Origin of the sequence: Brucella pituitosa, from assembly GCF_003049685.1 — a bacterium.
Classification (GTDB): Bacteria; Pseudomonadota; Alphaproteobacteria; order Rhizobiales; family Rhizobiaceae; genus Brucella; species Brucella pituitosa.
Genome location: NZ_PYSY02000002.1, coordinates 440,169 through 460,467, shown reverse-complemented (window position 1 = coordinate 460,467; position 20,299 = coordinate 440,169). Strand labels below are relative to the sequence as shown.

The window sequence follows — 20,299 nt, the reverse complement described above, 5'->3', positions numbered from 1 at the left end:
TTTCGAGGTAAGCGCATAGGATGACCCACCAGCAGATACTGTCCTTCGCCGTGATTATTCTCATGATGGGGGCATTTATCTGGGGTAAGTTTCGCTACGATATTGTGGCTCTTTGCTCACTGCTGCTGGCTGTGGGTGTCGGGGTTGTACCCTTCGATAAAGCCTTTACGGGTTTTAGTGACGATATCGTCATTATCGTCGGTAGCGCACTCATCGTTAGCGCTGGCGTTGCACGATCCGGGCTTATGCAAGAGGCGGTGCAGCGCTTTCTTCCCGAAATGAACAGCGTGCGTTTACAACTCGCTGTTCTTGTGGCGATCGTCACGGTTCTATCCGCATTCGTGAAAAATGTGGGTGCCCTGGCAATCATGATCCCGGTTGCATTTCAGTTTGCACGCCGTTCCAATGTTTCCCCATCAACATTTCTGATGCCGATGGCATTTGGCGCACTTCTTGGTGGCCTGATGACGCAAGTGGGCACCTCACCCAACATTGTGGTTTCGCGCATTCGTGGTGAGATGGTTGGCGAACCCTTCACCATGTTTGATTTTACGCCGGTTGGTGCGGTTCTGGCAGTTGTTGGGTTGATTTATCTCGTTACTTTTTATTGGCTCGTGCCCCAGCGTGCGCGCGAGAGCGTATCACTCGATGAAGCAATCAAGATCAAAAATTACGCTTCAGAAGCGCGTATTTTGAAAAACTCGCCTATGGTCGGCAAGCGTATCACTGATCTCATCAAGCCTGCCGAAGGTGAGGCCATGGTGACAGCAATCATCCGTAAGAAACAGCGGATGACACCCCTGCCCGATACGGTTCTCGCTGAGGGTGACGTGGTGTTGCTTGAAGGTGATCCGAAAGCACTCGACCTCGTCGTCAATTCGGGCAAGTTGACTTTAAGCGAAAACCGCAATCCTTCCGACACAAGCGGTTCGACAGATATTGAAGTTGTGGAAGCCGTGATTGGAAAGAACTCGCGGCTTGTCGGGCTTACCGCCCAGCGGCTTGACCTTTATTCGCGCTATGAGGTCAACCTGCTTGCCGTCAGTCGCCCCGGTGAACGCATTACAGAACGCTTAAGCGAAGTCATACTCGGTTTCGGTGATGTGGTCGTCCTTCAAGGACGACAGGCTGCTCTCTCGGCTTATCTGCCTGAGTTTGAGCTGTTGCCGCTCGCACGGCGCAAACTTATGCTCGGTAGTGTGAGGCGCGGTTTGATCCCACTGGCAATCCTGATTGCAGCAATCGGCGCGACAGCACTCAGCCTCGTTCCTGTCGCCGTTGCGTTCTTCGCGGCGGCGGTTTCCATGCTGCTCTTCAAAGTTATTCCGATCAATGAAGTCTATGATGAGATTGACGGGCCTATTCTGGTGATGCTTGCAGCACTGATACCTGTATCCGATGCCCTTCGTACCACAGGCGGTACAGAGCTTATTGCGGAGGGGTTGGCGAGCATAGGTCACCAACTACCACCAGCTGGCGCACTGGCGCTTATTCTGGTCACGGCTATGATGGTCACGCCGTTTCTCAACAATGCGGCAACCGTGCTGGTGATGGCCCCAATTGCCACAAGTTTTGCTTCGGGCCTTGGTTTCAAACCAGAAGCATTCCTGATGGCGGTGGCGATTGGTGCGGGTTGCGATTTTCTCACGCCAATCGGGCACCAGTGCAATACGCTTGTGATGGGGCCTGGCGGCTACAAGTTCAGCGATTATCCGAGGCTTGGACTGCCGCTATCGATCATCATCGCACTTGCGACTGTTCCAGCGCTCATGTTCTTCTGGCCGTTAAAGTAGATTGTCTGCCTGCACAGTTACCTGAACCCAGTTGAGACTTGCAGCAACAATTTTCTCAATCGGATCAGCAACATCGGCACGGAATACAAGGGGCTCGCCAACAGGGCTTTCCAATGTTGCGAGCTGGCTTTCAAGCATTGCCACCGGCATAAAATGCCCGGTACGGTGGCCCATATGCTCATACAACACATCGAAGTTTCCATCAAGGAACACGAACAACAGTGGACCACGAGATGCATTGCGCAAGCGGTCGCGATAGCTCTTTTTAAGCGATGAACAGGAGACGATTATACCGTTTTCTGCCGTTGCCAGTCGTTCGCCAATCTTATCGAGCCAAGGCCAGCGATCTTCATCCTGCAGCGGAATTCCGGAGGCCATCTTGTCGACATTCGCCTTGGGATGCAGACTGTCGCCCTCAAGAAAGGGCAGATTAAGGGCTGAAGCCAACTTTTCCCCAACCGTTGACTTTCCCGAGCCTGAAACCCCCATTACGATGATATGCAAGTTTATTTTCCTTAGAATATTTCGAGTTGGAGATTAACACGACTCGCCGCACTTACGACGTGATGCCGCATGACTTCGCGTGCCTTCAATGGATCGCGCAGTGCTATCGCATCTCGAATAGCAGTGTGTTCAGCGATGGTGACTTCGACGATCTCTTCAAGCACAGCGCGTGCTCGCGCCGCCCGGATTGCCTGATTTATCCGCTCTGCGATGAAGCCTAAGACGAGCGGAAAATATTCATTGTGCGTTGCAGCTGCAAGAGCGCGGTGAAATGTCAGATCGGCAGAGATGCCCTCGTCCGTCCATTTCTCTGTCCCGTTCATCTCAGCCATGGCTTCATCAAGTTTACGCATGTCTTCGGCTGTGTGATGCACGGCTGCAAGGCCTGCTGCTTCAATCTCCAAAGCCATACGCAGTTGGAACAGGCTCTGGAAATGATGCCGATCGGCAAGCGTTTCTGGTTCAATACGGATTGCATGACGACGATCTGGCTCGGTGACAAAAGCTCCGACGCCCTGCCGAGTTTCGATCAGCCCCTCATTGCGCAGCTGAGCGATTGCTTCGCGGATGACCGAACGACTGACGCCAAAGCTCTGTGCCAGATTGTGTTCGGTAGGCAATTTATGCCCCGGCAGAAAACTACCTTCCGTAATCTGGCGTACAATCTCGGAAGCGATGCGGGCAGGCAGCTGCTCATTGCGTCTGATTTCACCGAACACTGCTTGCTCCTCCCTGTATGTCCTCTATCATTGATTTGTCGTCAGTTTTTGCCCAAGTCAAGCGAAAGCTGGCATCCGGGGTTCATGATCGCATCAGGATCAAGCACTTGTTTTAAACTCTTCAGAATTGCCTTGCGCACAGGATCAAGACGCTTCTCGAAGTCCTCCCGCTTCAGTCTGCCAATACCGTGTTCCGCACTGATACTACCTGCATAGCGATCAAGCACCGCGTTGATGGTTTGCTTGGCAAGTTTGATCTTCTCATCCTTGCTCGCAATATCCAAATCGCGCGGCGGAATGACATTAAGGTGTACATTTCCATCTCCTACATGCCCATAAGAAATCGGCAGACAATCAGGCAAAACCTCTGCCAGTTCTGCCTCAGCCTCGGCCACAAATGCAGCCAGCTTTGATAGCGGCACAGAAACATCGGTGCGCAAATGCTTTCCGCGGAGTCCCTGCCCTGCATTCATTCCTTCGCGAAACTGCCACAGATTTTGCGCTTGCATATGTGACGAAGCTATCGTGCCATCGAGCACAAGGCCGCTTTCCATGGCTTCGTTCAAAAATGCTTCCATAAGTACCGCCGTATCGACCAGACCGGAACCTGATATCTCCATCAACACATAGGCAGGGTATTGCCCTAAAGGCGCTACGAGATCGGGGATAGCTTCTTGTGCGAGCGTAAAAGCCACTGGCGGCATAAACTCGAACGCGGACATCAGATCGCAGCATTGAACGCGCGCTCGGCGATAAAGCGCAATTGCATCCTCCAGCGAATTGAGCCCAAGCATTGCAGTTTCAATTTTGTCAGGCAAAGGCATCAGTTTTATCGCAACTGCCGTGACAATCCCGAAAATGCCTTCGTCACCGATGAACAGTTGCTTGAGATCAATTCCGCGATTGTCCTTCCGCAAAGTGGAAAGTCCATTAAAGATGGCTCCATCCGGCAATACGACTTCAAGGCCCAGCACCAATTCTCGGGTCATGCCGTAGCGAAGCACATTGACGCCGCCGGCATTGGTGCTGACATTACCGCCAATCCGGCAACTTCCCTGAGCGCCCAATGAAAGCGGAAAGAACATGCCCTGTGCGGCGAGTTGCGTTTTCATTTCAAGGAGAATGCATCCAGCTTCGACAATCGCTGAAAAATCGTCAGGGTCGACTTGCCTGATGTTGTTCATCCGTTCAAGACTAAGAATAACAACATCGCTTTGACCATCAGGCACCCCGCCCTGCACCAAACCTGTATTACCGCCTTGCGGAATAATACCAAGACCAAGCGAACGGCACATTTTGACGGCTTGCGAGACTTCTTCTGTAGTCCGCGGGCGCAAAACCGCTATAGCGACATTTTCAATGTCGCCCGGAAAATCGCGGCAAAAACGCTGCATAGCATCTGGATCGGTTAGCACCATATCCGCTCCGAGCACCTGTCTTAATGCTGCTTGCCGGTCAGTATTCATATCGAACGTTCCTGCATTTCAAAACCTCAAGCCATGCGATCATTAATCTCTGGTCTACGTGAACTTTTGCTGAATGGCAGGTTATTTCATTCCAATTCTGCCAATCGACGCATAAAAGAGTTTTCAAGCATTGAATATATAGTTATCAGACAACCCAACAATATAATCCTGGAGGAATTAAATTGTGATGCTTTCAGCGTGGCCAAAAGCGGCCTGCATTTGATGTGCCCACATTTGATGTGCCCACATTGATGTGAACGTCGTCACGCCTCCAGACTGCAAATCCAACTACTCGCATTTTGAACTGAACGAACCGGGAGGAATATCCGTGCAAGACAAGCATACTCTGAACTCGTCCATCATCCTGCCAGAAGACAGCTCTTCGGCAGTGCTCATCGGACGCGTGTGGTCGAAGGCCGAAAATGGGCCCTGCCCGGTGTTGGTTGTAAACGGGCGCGTACATAATCTCTCCAACCTTTCCGCGACCGTATCAGGTTTGCTGGAGCGTAAGGAACTGGTCGGCGAGTTGAAAGACGCAGGCCAATTCGCTGATCTCGGTACGCTTGACGACTATCTTTCCGGCGAAAAGGGCGAATTGCTTGCACCGATTGATCTGCAATCGATCAAGGCCGCAGGTGTAACCTTCGCCGACAGTATGCTTGAACGCGTCATCGAAGAACAGGCCAAGGGCGATCCGAGTCGTGCTCGCGAAGTGCGCGACCGTTTGGCTCCGGTGATCGGCGACAGCTTGCGCGGCGTTGCAGCGGGCTCGGAAAAAGCGGCACAGGTTAAAGCGCTGCTTCAGGAAATGGGTCTCTGGTCGCAATATCTGGAAGTGGGCATCGGCCCGGACGCCGAAATTTTCACAAAGTCACAGCCAATGTCTGCAGTCGGTTGCGGTGCGACCGTTGGTATTCTGCCAATCTCTCAGTGGAACAACCCAGAACCGGAAGTCGTTCTGGCTGTTGCTTCAGATGGCCGTATCGTCGGTGCGACACTCGGCAATGATGTCAATCTGCGTGACGTCGAAGGACGTTCTGCCCTGCTGCTCGGCAAGGCCAAGGACAACAACGCGTCTTGTGCCATTGGCCCGTTTATTCGCCTGTTTGACGGCGACTTTACCATGGACGTTCTGCGCAAGCTCAAGCTTTCGCTGAAAGTCAACGGCACTGACGGCTTTGAGATGACCGGCGAAAGCCCAATGGAAGCAATTAGCCGCGATCCGGAAAACCTTGCTGGACAGATGATGAACCGCAATCATCAATATCCGGACGGCGCTGTTCTTTTCCTCGGTACCATGTTTGCGCCGGTCAAAGACCGTCGTGGCGCAGGCCAAGGCTTTACCCATGAAATTGGCGATAAGGTGGAGATTTCGACTCCGAAGCTCGGGCGTCTGGTCAATTGGGTGGATCGCACTGATAATTGCGCTGAATGGACCTTTGGCATTCGTGCGCTGATACAGAACCTGCAGAAGCGCAATCTGCTCGACAAAATCTAAAATTGAAAAGGCTGCATATCGTTATTGATATGCAGCCTTTGAATTGGAGCATTTCCAGCAAAAGTGCGAAGCGGTTTTGTGTCGGATAATGCAAAAAAACGAAGAGATAGAGCATTTTCAATGATTCAAGAAAAACAGGAAATACTCTAGTTCAAAGGAATAGCGTTTCCATCTTTTGAAGATTGGTATGCGCCGGACATTGCATCATATTTGGCGCGAATTGCATCAAGCCGCTTTTCAAAACGAGAACGATCGGGCTCCAGCAGAGAAGCCACCATTTTGGGGATCGAATGGCTGTGCCAGAAACTATTGTCGCGGTTATAGCCACCGGGCTCCAGTGTGAAGACTTCTTTGAGTATTTTCAGGTCATGCGGGATTGAAAACGCATCGCGGGAATCTTCATGACTGAACAGATAATAGAAATTGTCGAAACCGGTCCAGGTAATAGCTGACAAGCACATTGAGCACGGTTCATGTGTCGACAGAAAAACCATGTCTTTTGTGTCTGGACGTCCCTGCTCAGGCATCTCATAAAAACGTTTCAACGTATGCACTTCACCATGCCACATCGGATTTTCGGTCTCATTGTTGGTTTCAGCAAGCACCAGAGACAAATCCGATTTGCGGAGTAGTGCTGCTCCGAAAACCTTGTTGCCATTTGCAACGCCCTGCTCCGTCAGGGGAATGATGTCTTGCTCGATGACATCAAAAAGCTTCTCGAGCAATTTCAAATCTTCCGGTGTCATAACCTCAACTCCCAAATAAGGTAGGCCAGATAAAGCACAAAGAAAAACGCCGGGGTGTTGCCCCGGCGTTTGTTGTTATTCTGGGAAGAATGCGAAGCGGATCACAAACAGTGCCGCCACGATCCAGGTCGCAAGGTGCACCTCACGAGCCTTGCCGGTTACAGCCTTCAGGACAACATAGCTGATGAAGCCGAAAGCCAGACCGTTTGCAATCGAGTAGGTGAACGGAATGGACAGCGCCGTAAGAGCAGCGGGTGCAGCTTCCGTGATTTCGTCCCACTTGATTTCGGACAGTTCACGCATCATCAAGCAAGCGACGTAAACGAGCGCTGGTGCTGTTGCATAGGCAGGTACGGAGCCAGCCAGAGGCGAAATAAAGAGTGCAGCAAGGAACAACAGAGCCACAACAAGCGCCGTCAGACCTGTGCGACCGCCAGCCTGAACGCCGGAAGCACTTTCGACATATGCTGTTGTGGAAGACGTGCCGAGCAGCGAGCCACCCAGAATTGCGGTGCTGTCTGCAAACAGAGCTTTACCAAGACGATTTGGCTTACCCGGTTCAATCAGGCCGCCACGTTTGGCAACGCCGATCAGCGTACCGGTAGCATCAAACACTTCAACCAGCACAAAAACCAGAATGACGTGCAGGATGCCGGTGTGCAGCGCTCCCATGATATCGAGCTGCAGGAAGGTTGGCGCAAGGCTTGGAGGAGCAGAGAACACGCCGCCAAACTGGGTGATACCCAGCGAAATCGATGCAATGGTTACAACAAGGATACCGATCAGGATCGCACCGCGAACCTTGAGTGCATCAAGAGCTGCAATAATGAAGAAGCCGGCGATTGCAAGCAGAGGACCAAACTCACGCAAGTCACCAAGACCTACGAGCGTTGCCGGATTGTCAACGACGACGCCTGCGTTCTTGAGCCCGATCAGAGCCAGGAACATACCGATACCGGCAGCAATCGCACTACGCAATGAATGCGGAATACCCTCGACCAGCCAACGCCGGATACCTGTTACCGTGAGAAACAGGAAGATAATGCCGGAAATGAAGACCGCGCCAAGCGCCTGTTGCCAGGAGAAGCCCATAGCACCGACGACCGTAAAGGCGAAGAAGGCATTCAGGCCCATACCCGGTGCCATGCCAATCGGCCAGTTGGCGACAAGCGCCATGACAATCGAACCCAATGCTGCCGCAAGACATGTAGCAACGAAGACTGCGTTGCGATCCATACCTGTTGTGGACAGAATATCAGGATTGACGAAGATAATGTAAGACATCGTCAGGAAGGTCGTCACGCCAGCGATGACTTCCGTTCTCACCGATGTGCCATGTTCCTGCAATTTGAACAGCTTTTCCAGCATGGTCCCTCCAGGGCAAAAGCTCGCATTCAAAGGCACCAATGATCAGCCGAGAGCAATTGCTTGCGATCAGCTGTTAAAATCGGTGCAATCTATTGCGATTGCCGTATTTGTTAGCCGCAGCCGCATTTTGCGCGAGCGGATTTGTTCCCCATACACCCAACGCGATCAAAAACACAGTTCTGCCGCAAGAATGCCTGTTTATTAACGTGATTTAGTTTGGACTGACTTTTAGAAGCGCGCCAGCCACCTATTCAGGCTCTAATTTTTGAAAGTGCTTCAAAAATGGTAGCTGTCTAAGTTACCGCACCCAAAACTATCTATATGATTAAGCTACTGTTTTCAGGAGAACGCCGGTGCCATACATGCCGAAGGCAAAAAATGTATGGGCGACGAGGTTGAGAATACGGACGTTTCCGGCATTTGGCAAACGCGATGCTGCCCAGCCGATTCCCAAGCCTGGTTGCAATAGAAACCAGCCTGCTGCCACAGTGAGGATTCCGAATATCCAGGCGGGAAGGAATATCGGATTCGCAAACCACGCTGCGCCGCCATAAAGCGCAAAGATGATGCCGTAGAGAATGCCTACCGCATAGTGGCCGATCCAGCCCAGGGCAACCTCATGGGCGTAGGGCTTTGATGCTGCTATATCATCGTGAAATATCTGGCCGTCTCGTAAATGCCAGAACCAGCGACCGACAAGGCCCCAATTGGGACGAGACTGCCCTGGAAACTGCGCAAGAACCAATGCCCAGATATCCATAACTATCGTCGCGCCTAAGCCGATAAAAGTTCCATTTATGATGAGATTGAGCATGGTCAGGTCCTTGTGCCGTCGGGCGGCCACATAACCGTGTGACTGCCCGACACGCAAGGCATATAATCACTGTCTGAGCGAATGCTCGGCAATAAGACAAAACGCTAATATGCTTCACATTAACAGTCAAAGTAACTTTCAGTCATGAAAGTCTTAATAAAATGGTGGCAATGAAGACAGGTAAATTAGCAGTGGCAACTATTCACATACCCATCTTCATCACCAGCCCCCGCATCAAATCAATACTCCTTCAGTCACCCTCCACTCAAGTGGCAGGAATCCCAAATTGAATATCGTTTTGTCTCATTGGAGAGTGTCGCCATCAGGCGCGAATAATTCTATCGCTATTTGCAGATCGCCGACGTTCTGCGAAATCTGCAGGGCGTTTAAAATGAACCGCCGATAGAATAAAATTGCAATATACATAGAAAAAACAAAAGCGCCGGGACTGGAGTACCGACGCTTTGTTATATTATTTCAGTTTCACTTTCGGGGCGATTAATTATCAGCCGCGCCATCAGTGATTACTTACCGAAAACTGCGCTCTGGATCTGCGAACGCGAAACGCCGATATCGGCAAGAAGATGATCGTCCATTGCACCGAGTTCACGCATTGCGCGGCGGCGGGAAACGTACTGCTGGAATTTCTGACGAATGTTCATTTGTTTTCTCCTCGTTGGATGCCTGTTAAATAGTCTTTTGCACAAAATTACACCACGGATATGATTGCAAATGAGGCATGCGTTTTCGCTGGAGCTCGCCTTCTTGAAAACGCCGTAATCGCCTACGTCATAGGGGATAGCAGCCGGTCATTATTTTGAATTTTTATAAAATTGCCTTTTGCCAAACCGGCTTTAATCGATTAATCCGGTCTGCGGAGGAGATTATCTCTAGCCCATTGCGGACACCACCATGCTTTACGGTATTTTCCTTGCGTTTGCGTCCTATGCTGCATTCGCTGTAAGCGACGCCTGCGTCAAGTTTCTCGATGGCACGCTGTCGCCCTATGAAGTCGCCTTTTATGGTGCTGTTCTGGGCTCACTGGCCATCCCCTTCACAAAGAAACCAGAAGATCAGTGGCTCGATATGTTTCGAACCACAAATATAAAACTCTGGTTACTTCGCACGCTCACGGCTGCAATGGGTGTGATTGGCAGCGTTGTGGCCTTCACGCATCTTTCTATGGCCGAAGCTTTTGCGCTTATCTTCCTGCTACCGGCATTCGTTACGATACTTTCGGTGATCTTTCTCAAGGAGCAGGTTGGCTGGCGTCGATGGTCGGCGGTTATTATCGGCTTCCTCGGCGTGCTGGTTGTTTTGCGCCCCGGCTTCCGTGAACTGTCAATCGGCCATCTTGGTGCGCTTGGCGGCGGACTGGGCGGAGCCTTCAGCATCGTGATCTTCCGTGCCATGGGTAAAAAGGAGAAGCGTATTTCGCTTTATACTGCGGGTCTTATCGGGCCGATCCTTATCTGTGGCGCATTGATGATCCCTAGCTATCAGACACCTTCAGCCGTTCAATGGGGCTACCTTGCGGGCTATGGCCTGCTTGCGGCATTGGCAAATATTCTTCTCATGCTTGCAGCGCAGCGCGCACCTGCAAGCGCGATTGCGTCACCACAGTATAGCCAGATGCTCTGGGCGATCCTGTTTGGCTATTTTATATTCCATGACCATATCGATCTGCCTATGCTGATTGGCATTGTCCTGATCACGATTTCAGGCCTGTTCACTTTTGTACGCGAACGTCAGCGTGGTGTACAAGGTCCGGCAGCGGTTGCTACTTCCGATCCATCGCCTGCTCTGGCCGAAGAGAAGTAAGCCAATGCTCTCGCAGGATTGAATATTATGCGCCCATATCAGACCTGAAACTGGTTTTCAGTTTCAGGTGGCGTGCTATAACAGCTTACGTTTATATCCCGCCCACGCTTTTACCAGCAATTGCATCAGTAATCTGAAAGCGTTTTGCGCCGGATTTGGCACGACAACGAGATTGATGAAGGACGAAGAGAATGAACGAGAAGCGGGCAATGTGGACCTACTATAAGGGTGAATGGCGTGAAGGCGATGTACGGATACTTGGTGCCGCATCGCACGCAACCTGGCTCGGTTCGCTCGTTTTCGATGGAGCGCGTCTGTTTGAAGGCGTTACACCGGATCTTGATCTGCATGCAGCCCGCGCAAACGATTCAGCACGCGCACTCGAGCTTGCTCCCACACTCAGCGGTAATGACATCGAAGCACTGGCCCGTGAAGGGCTGATGAAGTTTGCTCCCGGCACGGATGTCTATATCCGCCCCATGTATTGGGCCGAAGAAGGCGACTCCAGCACGGTTGCTGCTGCTCCTGAATCGACCGACTTTGCGCTTTGTCTCGAAGCCATTCCGATGGTTGAACCAAAAGGTTTCACCGTTACAACGACATCTCTCCGTCGCCCATACCTCGAAGTTATGCCTGTCAATGCCAAGGCGGCCTGTCTTTATCCGAACAATGGCCGCATGTTGCGCGAAGCCAAAGCCAAGGGCTTTCACAATGCGCTTGTTACCGATGTTCTCGGTAATGTCGCAGAAACAGCAACCTCGAATGTCTTTATGGTTCGTGGCGGTGAAGTTTTTACTCCGGTTCCAAACGGCACATTCCTGAATGGCATCACGCGCCAGCGCGTCATCAAACTTCTGCGCGAGGCGGGTGTCAGCGTCCACGAAACGACACTCAAAGTTCAGGACTTCCGCGAAGCAGATGAAATCTTCTCGACGGGCAATATGAGCAAGGTTGTGCCAATCATCGGCTTCGATGAACGCAAGCTGGAATATGGTGCCGTTACCAAGCGCGCACGTTCGCTTTATTGGGAATGGGCGCATAGCTGAGAAATACAGCTCAAACCTTCTTGTTAATTTTGGTAATGGTAACTGTCTGAATGCTTGAGCATACCCCTTTGTTTATGACAGTTGCCGTTATCGCGGCTTTTCTGGTTGGGCTATCGAAAGGCGGATTGCCATCGGTGGGGACACTTTCAGTGCCACTGATGGCCTTGGTTATTTCGCCGGTCACAGCTGCGGCTCTTCTGCTGCCGATCTATGTCGTCAGTGATATGTTCGGTCTTTATCTCTATCGTCATCATTTCTCGAAGCGAAATCTGGCGATACTGACGCCTGCCGCGATTGTCGGCATCGGGCTTGGTTGGTTGTTCAGTTCACATCTTTCAAGCACATTCATTGGAATGCTTGTGGGGCTGGTGGGTCTATTTTTCTGTTTCAATGTCTGGGTGGGCGCCAGATATCGTCGTCAGGCACGCAAGGCAGATATTCCGGGCGGGACGTTCTGGGGTATATTAACTGGTCTTACGAGCTTTGTTTCGCATTCGGGCGCCCCGCCATTCCAGATGTATGTGTTGCCGCAGCATCTTGAAAAGCTTGTCTTTGCCGGCACCTCGACCATCCTTTTTGCGATCGTCAACGCGGTTAAGCTGATCCCTTACTGGCAATTGCAGCAATTCTCCAATCTCGACTGGTCGCTCGGTCTTTGGCTTTTGCCTGCCGCCATCGTCGGAACATTTGTCGGAGCAAAGCTCACCCGCATTATGCCCGATGGCCCATTTTTCCTGTTGGTCCAGCTCACGCTTTTCGGTCTTTCAATCAAACTGATTGCCGATTGGGTTCTGCCTTTCCTGACAGCCTGACTGCACTTGCCAGCAGCATTTCCATAAGCCACTCTCCCGACGAGGGAGGATGCGGATATGAAGAATGCGGATGCGATTATTATCGGGTCAGGTCTGGCGGGGCTTGTGGCCGCTCATGAGCTAACCAGCGCCGGACGAAAAGTCATCCTGCTTGAGCAGGAAGGTGAAAATTCGGTTGGCGGACAAGCATTCTGGTCGCTTGGTGGCCTGTTCATGGTCGACAGTCCCGAACAACGGCGTCTGGGCATAAAGGATAGCCTTGATCTGGCACGACAGGATTGGCTCGGATCGGCGCAATTTGATCGCCCGGAAGATTATTGGCCCAAACAATGTGCTGAAGCCTATTTGCAATTTGCAGCCGGTGAAATGCGTTCTTGGCTGCATAGTCTCGGTATGCGCTGGTTTCCTGTTGTCGGCTGGGCAGAGCGTGGAGGCGCTCAAGCACACGGACACGGCAATTCCGTTCCACGCTTTCACGTGACATGGGGTACAGGGCCGGGTGTCGTAGCTCCTTTCGAGCGCCTGATGCGAGAGGCTATTTCAAATGGATTGCTCACACTGAAATGTCGTCACCGTGCCAATGAAATTGTCATGACCAACGGTCAGGCAAGCGGGGTACGCGGGGATATTCTTGTGCCCTCCACTGTTGAGCGCGGACAATCATCATCACGTGACGCCGCCGGTCAATTCGAACTATCCGCCAATTGTGTGATCGTAACGTCTGGCGGTATCGGTGGCGATCCCGAGCGTGTCCGTAGGGCATGGCCACGCGACAGACTTGGCAATCCGCCCGAGAATATGGTGCTTGGAGTGCCGGCGCATGTGGATGGCCGTGGCATCGATATTGCCGTCTCGGCAGGCGGACATGTCATTAACGGCGACCGTATGTGGCACTATACGGAAGGCCTTCGCAACTGGAACCCCATCTGGCCCAACCATGGCATCCGTATTCTGCCGGGGCCGTCATCGATGTGGTTTGATGCGGAGGGCAACCGCCTGCCCTCGCCCTATCTGCCCGGCTTCGATACACTCGGCACACTTAAGCATATTCTGGCAACGGGCTACGACTATTCATGGTTCATTCTGACTGAGAAAATCATTCGCAAGGAATTTTCCCTCTCAGGCTCGGAACAAAACCCAGACCTCACGGGCAAGGACTGGAAACTTCTGATCAAAAGCCGTCTCGGTAAAACTCCACCGCCTCCGGTTAAGGCTTTCATCGATCATGGCGAGGATTTCGTCACTGCGACCAACCTTGACGAACTTGTCGTCAAGATGAACCAGTTGACGGGTCAGAAGCTGCTGAACCTCACTCATATCCGCAACCAGATGGAAGCGCGCGACCGTGAAGTTACCAATCGCTACTCCAAGGATGCGCAGATAACCGCTATCCACAATGCACGGGCTTATATCGGTGACCGGCTGACGCGGGCTGTACCGCTTCATGCTTTGCTTGATCCGAATAATGGTCCGCTGATTGCCGTCAAACTGCATGTCCTGACCCGAAAAACACTGGGCGGGCTGCATACCGATCTAGATTCAGCGGTTCTCGACGCGCGGGGCGAACCCGTTCCAGGCCTTTATGCCGCAGGAGAAGCAGCAGGCTTTGGAGGTGGCGGCTATCACGGGTATAATGCGCTGGAAGGAACATTCCTTGGAGGCTGCATATTCTCTGGCCGTGCTGCAGGAAGAGGTGCCGCACGTGCTTTGTAAAGGCTTGCCAATCAAGGCGGAACCCAGACCTATCGTCCCACGTTCGATAAGTAGTAAATGACGTTAACGGAGGCACATCATGGTTGAGCTGGTAAATAATATCGAGAATATCGAATTCATTATCTCCAAAGCGCGTGAATATGACGTTCAGGTGCCCGCAGTTGATGAAAATTCCGGCTCTAATGCCGCCGACGACGGCGATGTTGATATCCTTGATGCCTCCAATGATAATCCGACGCGCAAAGAGCTTGTCGCAGCAATTCGTTCTCTGAATGAAGATGAGAGGATTGAACTACTGGCCCTGGTGTGGGTTGGGCGCGGTGATTTCAGTGCCGAAGAATGGGAAGAAGCTCTCTCGACCGCAAGCGACCGCCACAATGGGCGCGAAGCCAAGTATCTGCTCGGCATTCCACTCCTGGGTGATTATATTGAAGAGGGGCTGGAAACGCTCGGCGTTGAGTTTGAAGCTTACGATAATGAATAAGAAAAATTGATGTTTCCATTGATCGTTGTGTTTTGACGGCGTCATAGCTGGGGGGTAGTCTGCGCGGCAACCAGGGAAACGGGTGGTTCGTCACCCTTAAGATAAAATTCAAAGCATTGGAGGATTTCATCATGCTTCAGAAAAATCTGGATCAGAAAACGGATTTCTATATCGACGGCGCGTGGCGTTCTCCGCTTGAAGCAAAAGCAATTGAGGTCATCAACCCGGCAACCGAAAAGCCTTATGCAGTCATTTCTGCAGGTTCCATTGCTGACATAGATCTTGCCGTAGCTGCCGCTCGCAAGGCGTTCCCAATATGGAGCGAAACGCCTGCGGAAGAGCGTATTGGCTATATTCGCCGTATCGTTGAAATTTACGAGCGCCGCCTTGAAGAAATGGCTCAGGCCATTTCCAAGGAAATGGGCGCACCGATCAAGCTCGCACGTGAATCTCAGGCAGCAGCCGGGCTGTCTCATACCAAAGCTTTCATCTCTGCTTTTGAAAATTTCGAATTTGAAGAAATTCTCTCACCCAAGCATCCCAATCAGGCCATCCTGCGTGAACCGATCGGTGTTTGTGGTCTGATCACGCCATGGAATTGGCCGATGAACCAGATCGCGCTCAAGGTCATTCCGGCAATTGCTGTTGGTTGCACAGTCGTGCTCAAGCCGTCTGAAATTGCGCCAATGTCAGCCATGCTCTTTGCTGAATTTGTCGATGAGGCAGGTCTGCCGAAGGGTGTGTTCAATCTTGTCAACGGTGAAGGCCCGGTTGTAGGCGAAGCGATGTCGCAGCATCCGGATATCGACATGATGTCATTCACCGGCTCAACCCGGGCAGGCACTGCTGTTTCTCGCGCTGCTGCTGCGACCGTCAAGCGCGTTTCGCTGGAACTCGGCGGCAAGTCGCCAAACATCGTGTTCGCTGATAGCGATCTGGAAAAGGCAATTGAGCGCGGTGTGAACCATTGCTTTGAGAATACCGGCCAGTCCTGCAATGCGCCAACACGTATGCTGGTCGAACGTTCGGTTTACGAAAAAGCGGTCGAATTCGCCAAAAAGGCAGCTGCCAAGACCACAGTCGATGATCCGGCCAAGGACGGCGAACATATCGGCCCACTCTCCTCTTCAATCCAGTTTGAGAAGGTTCAGGCGCTGATTCAGAAGGGTATTGATGAAGGAGCGCGTCTGGTTGTCGGTGGCACGGGTCGTCCGGAGGGCATTTCGGAAGGCGACTTCGTCAAGCCGACGATCTTTGCCGATGTGAATAATGATATGACCATTGCCCGCGAAGAAATCTTCGGCCCTGTGCTGGCGATGATCCCTTTCGACACGGAAGAAGAAGCCATCGCTGTCGCCAATGACACACCATACGGTCTGGCTGCCTATATCCAGACGGGCAACCCGGAACGAGCCAAACGTGTTGCGCGTAAGCTCCGCGCCGGCATGATCCAGATCAACGGTACATCACGTGCTCCGGGAAGCCCGTTTGGTGGATACAAGCAGTCGGGCAACGGCCGCGAAGGCGGCAAATGGGGTCTCGAAGACTTTATGGAAGTAAAGCTTATCAGCGGCTAGAGCGCGTTTCGATCTGATTGGATCAGATCGGCGCTCTAAATATTTGTTTTAACGCGCATCTTTGTCCGAAAACCGTTTCACACTTTTCGGGATGCGCTCTAAACGAACCACCGTATTGAAATGAAAAAGCGCCGGAAACCCGGCGCTTTTTTATGCGAACCCTGCCAGCTACCCTAAGCGGCAAAACGGGCACATGATGCCTTTGTACCCCCGAGCCTGTTCCTTGACGGACGAAAGAAAGACACAACGATCAACCGTCAAGGGATGGGTTTATCAATACGCTGAACCCAGCTTCAGGCTGGCGAATTCCGGGGAATCCAACAGGTCCTGATGATGAGCACGTGCGACATCAGGATGCGAGCGCAGGCGGCTCTTGAGATTGTTCTGGCCCACTTCGCGGAAGAGCGTGTTGAGTGGATCAACTGTTACGCCACGTTCCTTTGTCTTGAGGTCGTCCGGCAGATCAATCACAGGGATCGTTGCGTCATAGCGAGCGCCAAGGAAGAACGCCACCGAGAAGCGCTCAGTTCCAGCGGGTGGTGCGACAACGCCATGTACGTCAGCACGAACAAAGCCGTTGGTCGCCAGTTCAAGCAGTTCGCCAGTATTGATGACAAACGTACCCGGCACAGGCGGTGCATCGATCCAGACACCGTCCTCACGCTGAACACGCAGGCCCGGTACGACATCCTGAAGCAGCACGGTCACGAAGCCACCGTCCTTATGTGCGCCAACGCCCTGCTCGCTTTCAGCAACATCACGACCCGGATAGCGAATGATTTTCAAAAGCTGCGATGGGTGTGGCTCATAAATCTGCGCAAAGAAATCTTCACTTTGGCCAAGTGCCTGCGCTATGGCTTTCAGAATATCGATACCTACGCGCGTGACTTCCGCCTGATACGCAAGCAATAGCGGCTTGAGTTCCGGCAACGCTTCCGGCCACTGATTGGGGCCAATCAGACGCTTCCATGCCGGGCTGTCGGGACCGATGTCGGCAGGCTCTGCTTCGGTGTTGATATCAAGCTGTTCGCGCCAATCCTGTTCACCACGAGTGCGTTCAAGACCCGCACGGTTATAGCCACGGAAATGTGACGTGTTGATCATCTCGATCTTAAGCTTTTCTTCCGTCGGCAAAGCAAAGAAACGCTTGGCAGTAGCGACAACATCAGAAATCAGCTTGGGGTCAACACCGTGGCCTGTCAGGTAGAAAAAACCGTGGTCATGAAGGGTTCGGCGAAGCTCTTCAATGAAGCTTTTACGTTCTTCCGGTGAGCCGTTGTAGCGGGATATGTCCAGCAAAGGCAGATTGATGGGATGTGAGTGCGCGGTCATTATGTGTCTCCTCTGAATTTTAGCGTGAGCGGCGACTGCGCGCCACGCGATGATTGACGATCCGGGCGGCATAATCGCCCGTAACCTGAATGGATTGAACGATGGCAACAAGAATGATGACGACTGCGATCATCACTTCCGGCATGAAACGCTGATAACCAAAACGGATACCGAGATCGCCCAGGCCACCGCCTCCGACGGTTCCTGCCATGGCTGAGTAGCCGACAAGGCTCACCAGTGTGACAGTCTGGCCTGCGATAATTCCAGGTAAAGCCTCGGGTAGAAGAACCTTGAAAATAATCTGCAACGGCGTTGCTCCCATACTTTCAGCAGCTTCGATAAGACTTTGATCTACCTCACGCATTGCGGTTTCTGCGAGGCGTGCATAGAGCGGAATGATGGCGACCGTCAGCGGCACTATCGCCGCAAAGGTGCCGACCGTTGTACCAGCCACAAAGCGGGTGAATGGGATAATCGCCACCATCAGAATGATGAAAGGCGTAGACCGCACCAGATTGACGATGGTGCCTGCAACGCGGTTGAAAACTGGTCGCTCAAGAAACTGTCCGGGGGCTGTTACCACCAAAGCGATGCCGAGCGGTAAGCCGATCAGGGTCGAGAGAATTGCAGAAGCGGCCACCATCATTATTGTCTGCTTGAGTGACTCAAGCAGCAGATTGACGAGTGCGGGTGAAAGCAGATCAGACAACATGACCGAGCACCTCTCCATGCAGTTCAAGCGAATTGAGATATGCGAGGACATCAGCGAGTTCAGGCTCACCGTTTTCGGCAATCAGCGTCATGATGCCGAGCGGCTTTCCGCCGATGTAATCGATGCGTCCGTGCAGGATATTAGGATTGATGCCAAAGCGCTGAACGAGCGTTGCGACCACAGGCGAATGTGCCGCCTCCCCAGAGAAGATAATCCGCAATACCGGATTTGATCCGGGAGCTGCTTCTGGCCGGAGTTTCTGTGCAACTTCGGGCGGCAGATCATGTGCCACAATGCTCGAGAGAAATGACCGCGCGATGGTGGATTGAGGAAAGGCGAAGACATCGAATGTCGGACCGCTCTCAACCACGCGTCCGCCTTCAAGCACGGTCACATGATCCGCAATCTGGCGAACCACATCCATCTCATGGGTTATCAGAACGATGCTCAGGCCCAGGCGTCGGTTTATATCCTTGAGCAGTGAGAGAATTTGTTCAGTTGTTTCAGGATCAAGCGCAGACGTTGCCTCGTCCGACAGAAGAACACTCGGCTCCAGCGCCAACGCACGCGCAATGCCCACACGCTGCTTCTGGCCACCAGACAATTCTGAGGGATAGGCATTGGCTTTTCCGTCAAGACCGACCAGATCAAGCAGTTCGGCTACGCGCTTGCGAATGGTTTCGCGCGGCACACCGGCCAATTCCATAGGTAGTGCTATATTAGCTGCAGCACTTCTAGAAGAAAGGAGACTAAAGTGCTGAAATATCATCGATATATCGCGTCTTGCCTGTCGCAATTCGCGACCTTCAAGCTGGCTAACCTGTCGCCCGGCGACGAAAACCTCACCACTCGTCGGCTGCACAAGGCCATTCAGACACCGCACCAGCGTGCTTTTACCAGCACCAGAGCGACCGATGATGCCGTGTATAGATCCTTTGCCCACCTGCAATGACACGTCATCCAAAACCGCACCGGCTTTCGGATCATAGGTCTTGGTCAGCGCCCTGACCTCGATGATCGACGGTACGGAGCCAATCTGGCTCCGCGCTGTTTCAGCTATGCGAACCGAAAGGTTCATCTCACCATCCTGCAATGATATTGCCCTCGAACTTTTGTTCGATGAAGGCTTTGACTTCTGGCGACTTGTAGGACTCGATCAGTGTCTTGACCCAAGGCGCATCCTTGTTTTTTTCCGCAACAGCGATGAGACAGAAATAGTCGGACAACTGGTCTTCAATCAGGATTGCATCTCGGCTTGGAACCAGACCGGCGCTCAACGCGAAATGAGAAGTGATCACCGAAAAATCAACATCTTCCAACGAACGGGCAAGCTGGGCTGTTTCCATCGGAATGATTTTTACGTTCTTCGGATTCTCAACAATGTCGAGTTCTGTGGCATTGAATGTCACGCCGGGTGTGAGCTTGAGCACCCCACTCTTTTCAAGCAGCTTCAAGGCGCGTCCAGCATTGCTTGGATCGTTCGGGATTGTAATTTGTGCACCTTCCGGCAGATCGGCCAAGGTCTTGAACTTATGCGAATAGCCAGCCATCGGCAGCAGCACGGTGTTGCCGCCTACTGCTACGAGATTAAGTCCACGATCCTTGTTTTGCTGATTAAGATATGGCGTGTGCTGAAAACCGTTGGCATCGAGGTCTCCATCATTCGTAGCCGGATCGATCATCGCGCCATCGGAAAACTCGACGATTTCAATCTCAAGCCCCTTGGCTTTCGCGATTGGCGCGATAGCTTCTGCGATCTGGGCATGTGGACCTGATGTGACGCCGAGACGGATCTTATCAGCCAATGCAGGCGATGCTGCCAGCATGGACAACAGAACCGCTGACAGAGCGCCACGAATGAATGGGGTATATTTCATGCAGATATTCCTCGAAG

At 52.3% G+C, this 20,299-nt stretch carries 19 protein-coding genes; 8 read left to right on the top strand and 11 right to left on the bottom strand.

The genetic code is table 11. From position 1 onward, the window contains the following. Positions 1-20 precede the first annotated feature (20 nt). Positions 21-1,793 (top strand): SLC13 family permease, encoded by a 1,773-nt coding sequence (locus C9380_RS14435; RefSeq protein WP_128093849.1) that lies wholly within the window; start codon positions 21-23, stop codon positions 1,791-1,793. Here the strand turns inward: C9380_RS14435 and C9380_RS14430 are convergent. The 3 genes from C9380_RS14430 to C9380_RS14420 are packed head-to-tail and all read right to left on the bottom strand — an operon-like array spanning position 1,785 to position 4,482. Further along, positions 1,785-2,282, bottom strand: coding sequence for a gluconokinase (locus tag C9380_RS14430; RefSeq protein ID WP_128094436.1), 498 nt, complete (start codon positions 2,280-2,282; stop codon positions 1,785-1,787). The genes C9380_RS14435 and C9380_RS14430 overlap by 9 nt on opposite strands. Positions 2,283-2,308: 26 nt before the next feature. Beyond that, positions 2,309-3,016, bottom strand: a complete 708-nt coding sequence (locus C9380_RS14425; protein ID WP_100556979.1) for a FadR/GntR family transcriptional regulator — start codon at positions 3,014-3,016, stop codon at positions 2,309-2,311. Between the two features lie 41 nt (positions 3,017-3,057). Further along, entirely contained in the window at positions 3,058-4,482 is a 1,425-nt protein-coding gene (locus C9380_RS14420; protein ID WP_128093848.1) for an FAD-binding oxidoreductase, read from the bottom strand. A 328-nt stretch (positions 4,483-4,810) separates the two neighbouring features. Here C9380_RS14420 and C9380_RS14415 point away from each other — a divergent pair, with 328 nt between their 5' ends. After that, positions 4,811-5,980, top strand: a complete 1,170-nt coding sequence (locus C9380_RS14415; protein ID WP_128093847.1) for a fumarylacetoacetate hydrolase family protein — start codon at positions 4,811-4,813, stop codon at positions 5,978-5,980. Between the two features lie 146 nt (positions 5,981-6,126). Here the strand turns inward: C9380_RS14415 and C9380_RS14405 are convergent, their stop codons facing one another. The 4 genes from C9380_RS14405 to C9380_RS14390 form a co-directional block, all read right to left on the bottom strand. Continuing rightward, positions 6,127-6,726, bottom strand: a complete 600-nt coding sequence (locus tag C9380_RS14405) for a deaminase (RefSeq protein ID WP_128093845.1) — start codon at positions 6,724-6,726, stop codon at positions 6,127-6,129. Between the two features lie 75 nt (positions 6,727-6,801). After that, positions 6,802-8,094: an NCS2 family permease gene (locus C9380_RS14400; RefSeq protein WP_024896278.1), complete on the bottom strand. Its 1,293-nt coding sequence runs from the start codon at positions 8,092-8,094 to the stop codon at positions 6,802-6,804. A gap of 325 nt (positions 8,095-8,419) precedes the next feature. Beyond that, positions 8,420-8,908: a DUF2938 domain-containing protein gene (locus C9380_RS14395; protein WP_024896279.1), complete on the bottom strand. Its 489-nt coding sequence runs from the start codon at positions 8,906-8,908 to the stop codon at positions 8,420-8,422. A gap of 524 nt (positions 8,909-9,432) precedes the next feature. After that, positions 9,433-9,570, bottom strand: coding sequence for a DUF1127 domain-containing protein (locus C9380_RS14390; protein ID WP_084486677.1), 138 nt, complete (start codon positions 9,568-9,570; stop codon positions 9,433-9,435). Positions 9,571-9,820: 250 nt separating this feature from the next. Between C9380_RS14390 and C9380_RS14385 the strand changes: the two genes are divergently transcribed. From C9380_RS14385 to C9380_RS14360, 6 genes are all read left to right on the top strand, one after another. Then, positions 9,821-10,729, top strand: a complete 909-nt coding sequence (locus tag C9380_RS14385) for a DMT family transporter (protein ID WP_024896280.1) — start codon at positions 9,821-9,823, stop codon at positions 10,727-10,729. 191 nt (positions 10,730-10,920) lie between these two features. Further along, positions 10,921-11,775, top strand: a complete 855-nt coding sequence (locus C9380_RS14380; RefSeq protein WP_128093844.1) for a branched-chain amino acid aminotransferase — start codon at positions 10,921-10,923, stop codon at positions 11,773-11,775. A 50-nt stretch (positions 11,776-11,825) separates the two neighbouring features. After that, positions 11,826-12,587 carry a sulfite exporter TauE/SafE family protein gene (locus C9380_RS14375; protein ID WP_105706242.1) on the top strand — a complete coding sequence of 254 codons (762 nt, stop codon included), beginning with the start codon at positions 11,826-11,828 and terminating at the stop codon, positions 12,585-12,587. Between the two features lie 57 nt (positions 12,588-12,644). Then, complete coding sequence (locus C9380_RS14370; protein ID WP_128093843.1) at positions 12,645-14,300, top strand: FAD-binding dehydrogenase; 1,656 nt, start codon at positions 12,645-12,647, stop codon at positions 14,298-14,300. A 79-nt stretch (positions 14,301-14,379) separates the two neighbouring features. Beyond that, positions 14,380-14,784: a DUF3775 domain-containing protein gene (locus tag C9380_RS14365; RefSeq protein WP_024896284.1), complete on the top strand. Its 405-nt coding sequence runs from the start codon at positions 14,380-14,382 to the stop codon at positions 14,782-14,784. Positions 14,785-14,915: 131 nt separating this feature from the next. Next, complete coding sequence (locus tag C9380_RS14360) at positions 14,916-16,361, top strand: aldehyde dehydrogenase family protein (RefSeq protein WP_128093842.1); 1,446 nt, start codon at positions 14,916-14,918, stop codon at positions 16,359-16,361. A gap of 273 nt (positions 16,362-16,634) precedes the next feature. Here C9380_RS14360 and C9380_RS14355 read toward each other — a convergent pair whose 3' ends face one another. Genes C9380_RS14355 through C9380_RS14340 form a run of 4 tightly spaced genes read right to left on the bottom strand, consistent with a single transcriptional unit; the run spans position 16,635 to position 20,282 of the window. After that, positions 16,635-17,693, bottom strand: coding sequence for an isopenicillin N synthase family dioxygenase (locus C9380_RS14355; RefSeq protein ID WP_100556970.1), 1,059 nt, complete (start codon positions 17,691-17,693; stop codon positions 16,635-16,637). A 19-nt stretch (positions 17,694-17,712) separates the two neighbouring features. After that, positions 17,713-18,405, bottom strand: coding sequence for a methionine ABC transporter permease (locus tag C9380_RS14350; RefSeq protein WP_024896287.1), 693 nt, complete (start codon positions 18,403-18,405; stop codon positions 17,713-17,715). Next, positions 18,395-19,483, bottom strand: a complete 1,089-nt coding sequence (locus C9380_RS14345; protein WP_105706237.1) for a methionine ABC transporter ATP-binding protein — start codon at positions 19,481-19,483, stop codon at positions 18,395-18,397. The genes C9380_RS14350 and C9380_RS14345 overlap by 11 nt, the downstream gene beginning before the upstream one ends. A 1-nt stretch (position 19,484) precedes the next feature. Then, positions 19,485-20,282 (bottom strand): MetQ/NlpA family ABC transporter substrate-binding protein, encoded by a 798-nt coding sequence (locus tag C9380_RS14340; RefSeq protein WP_100556968.1) that lies wholly within the window; start codon positions 20,280-20,282, stop codon positions 19,485-19,487. Positions 20,283-20,299 lie beyond the last annotated feature (17 nt).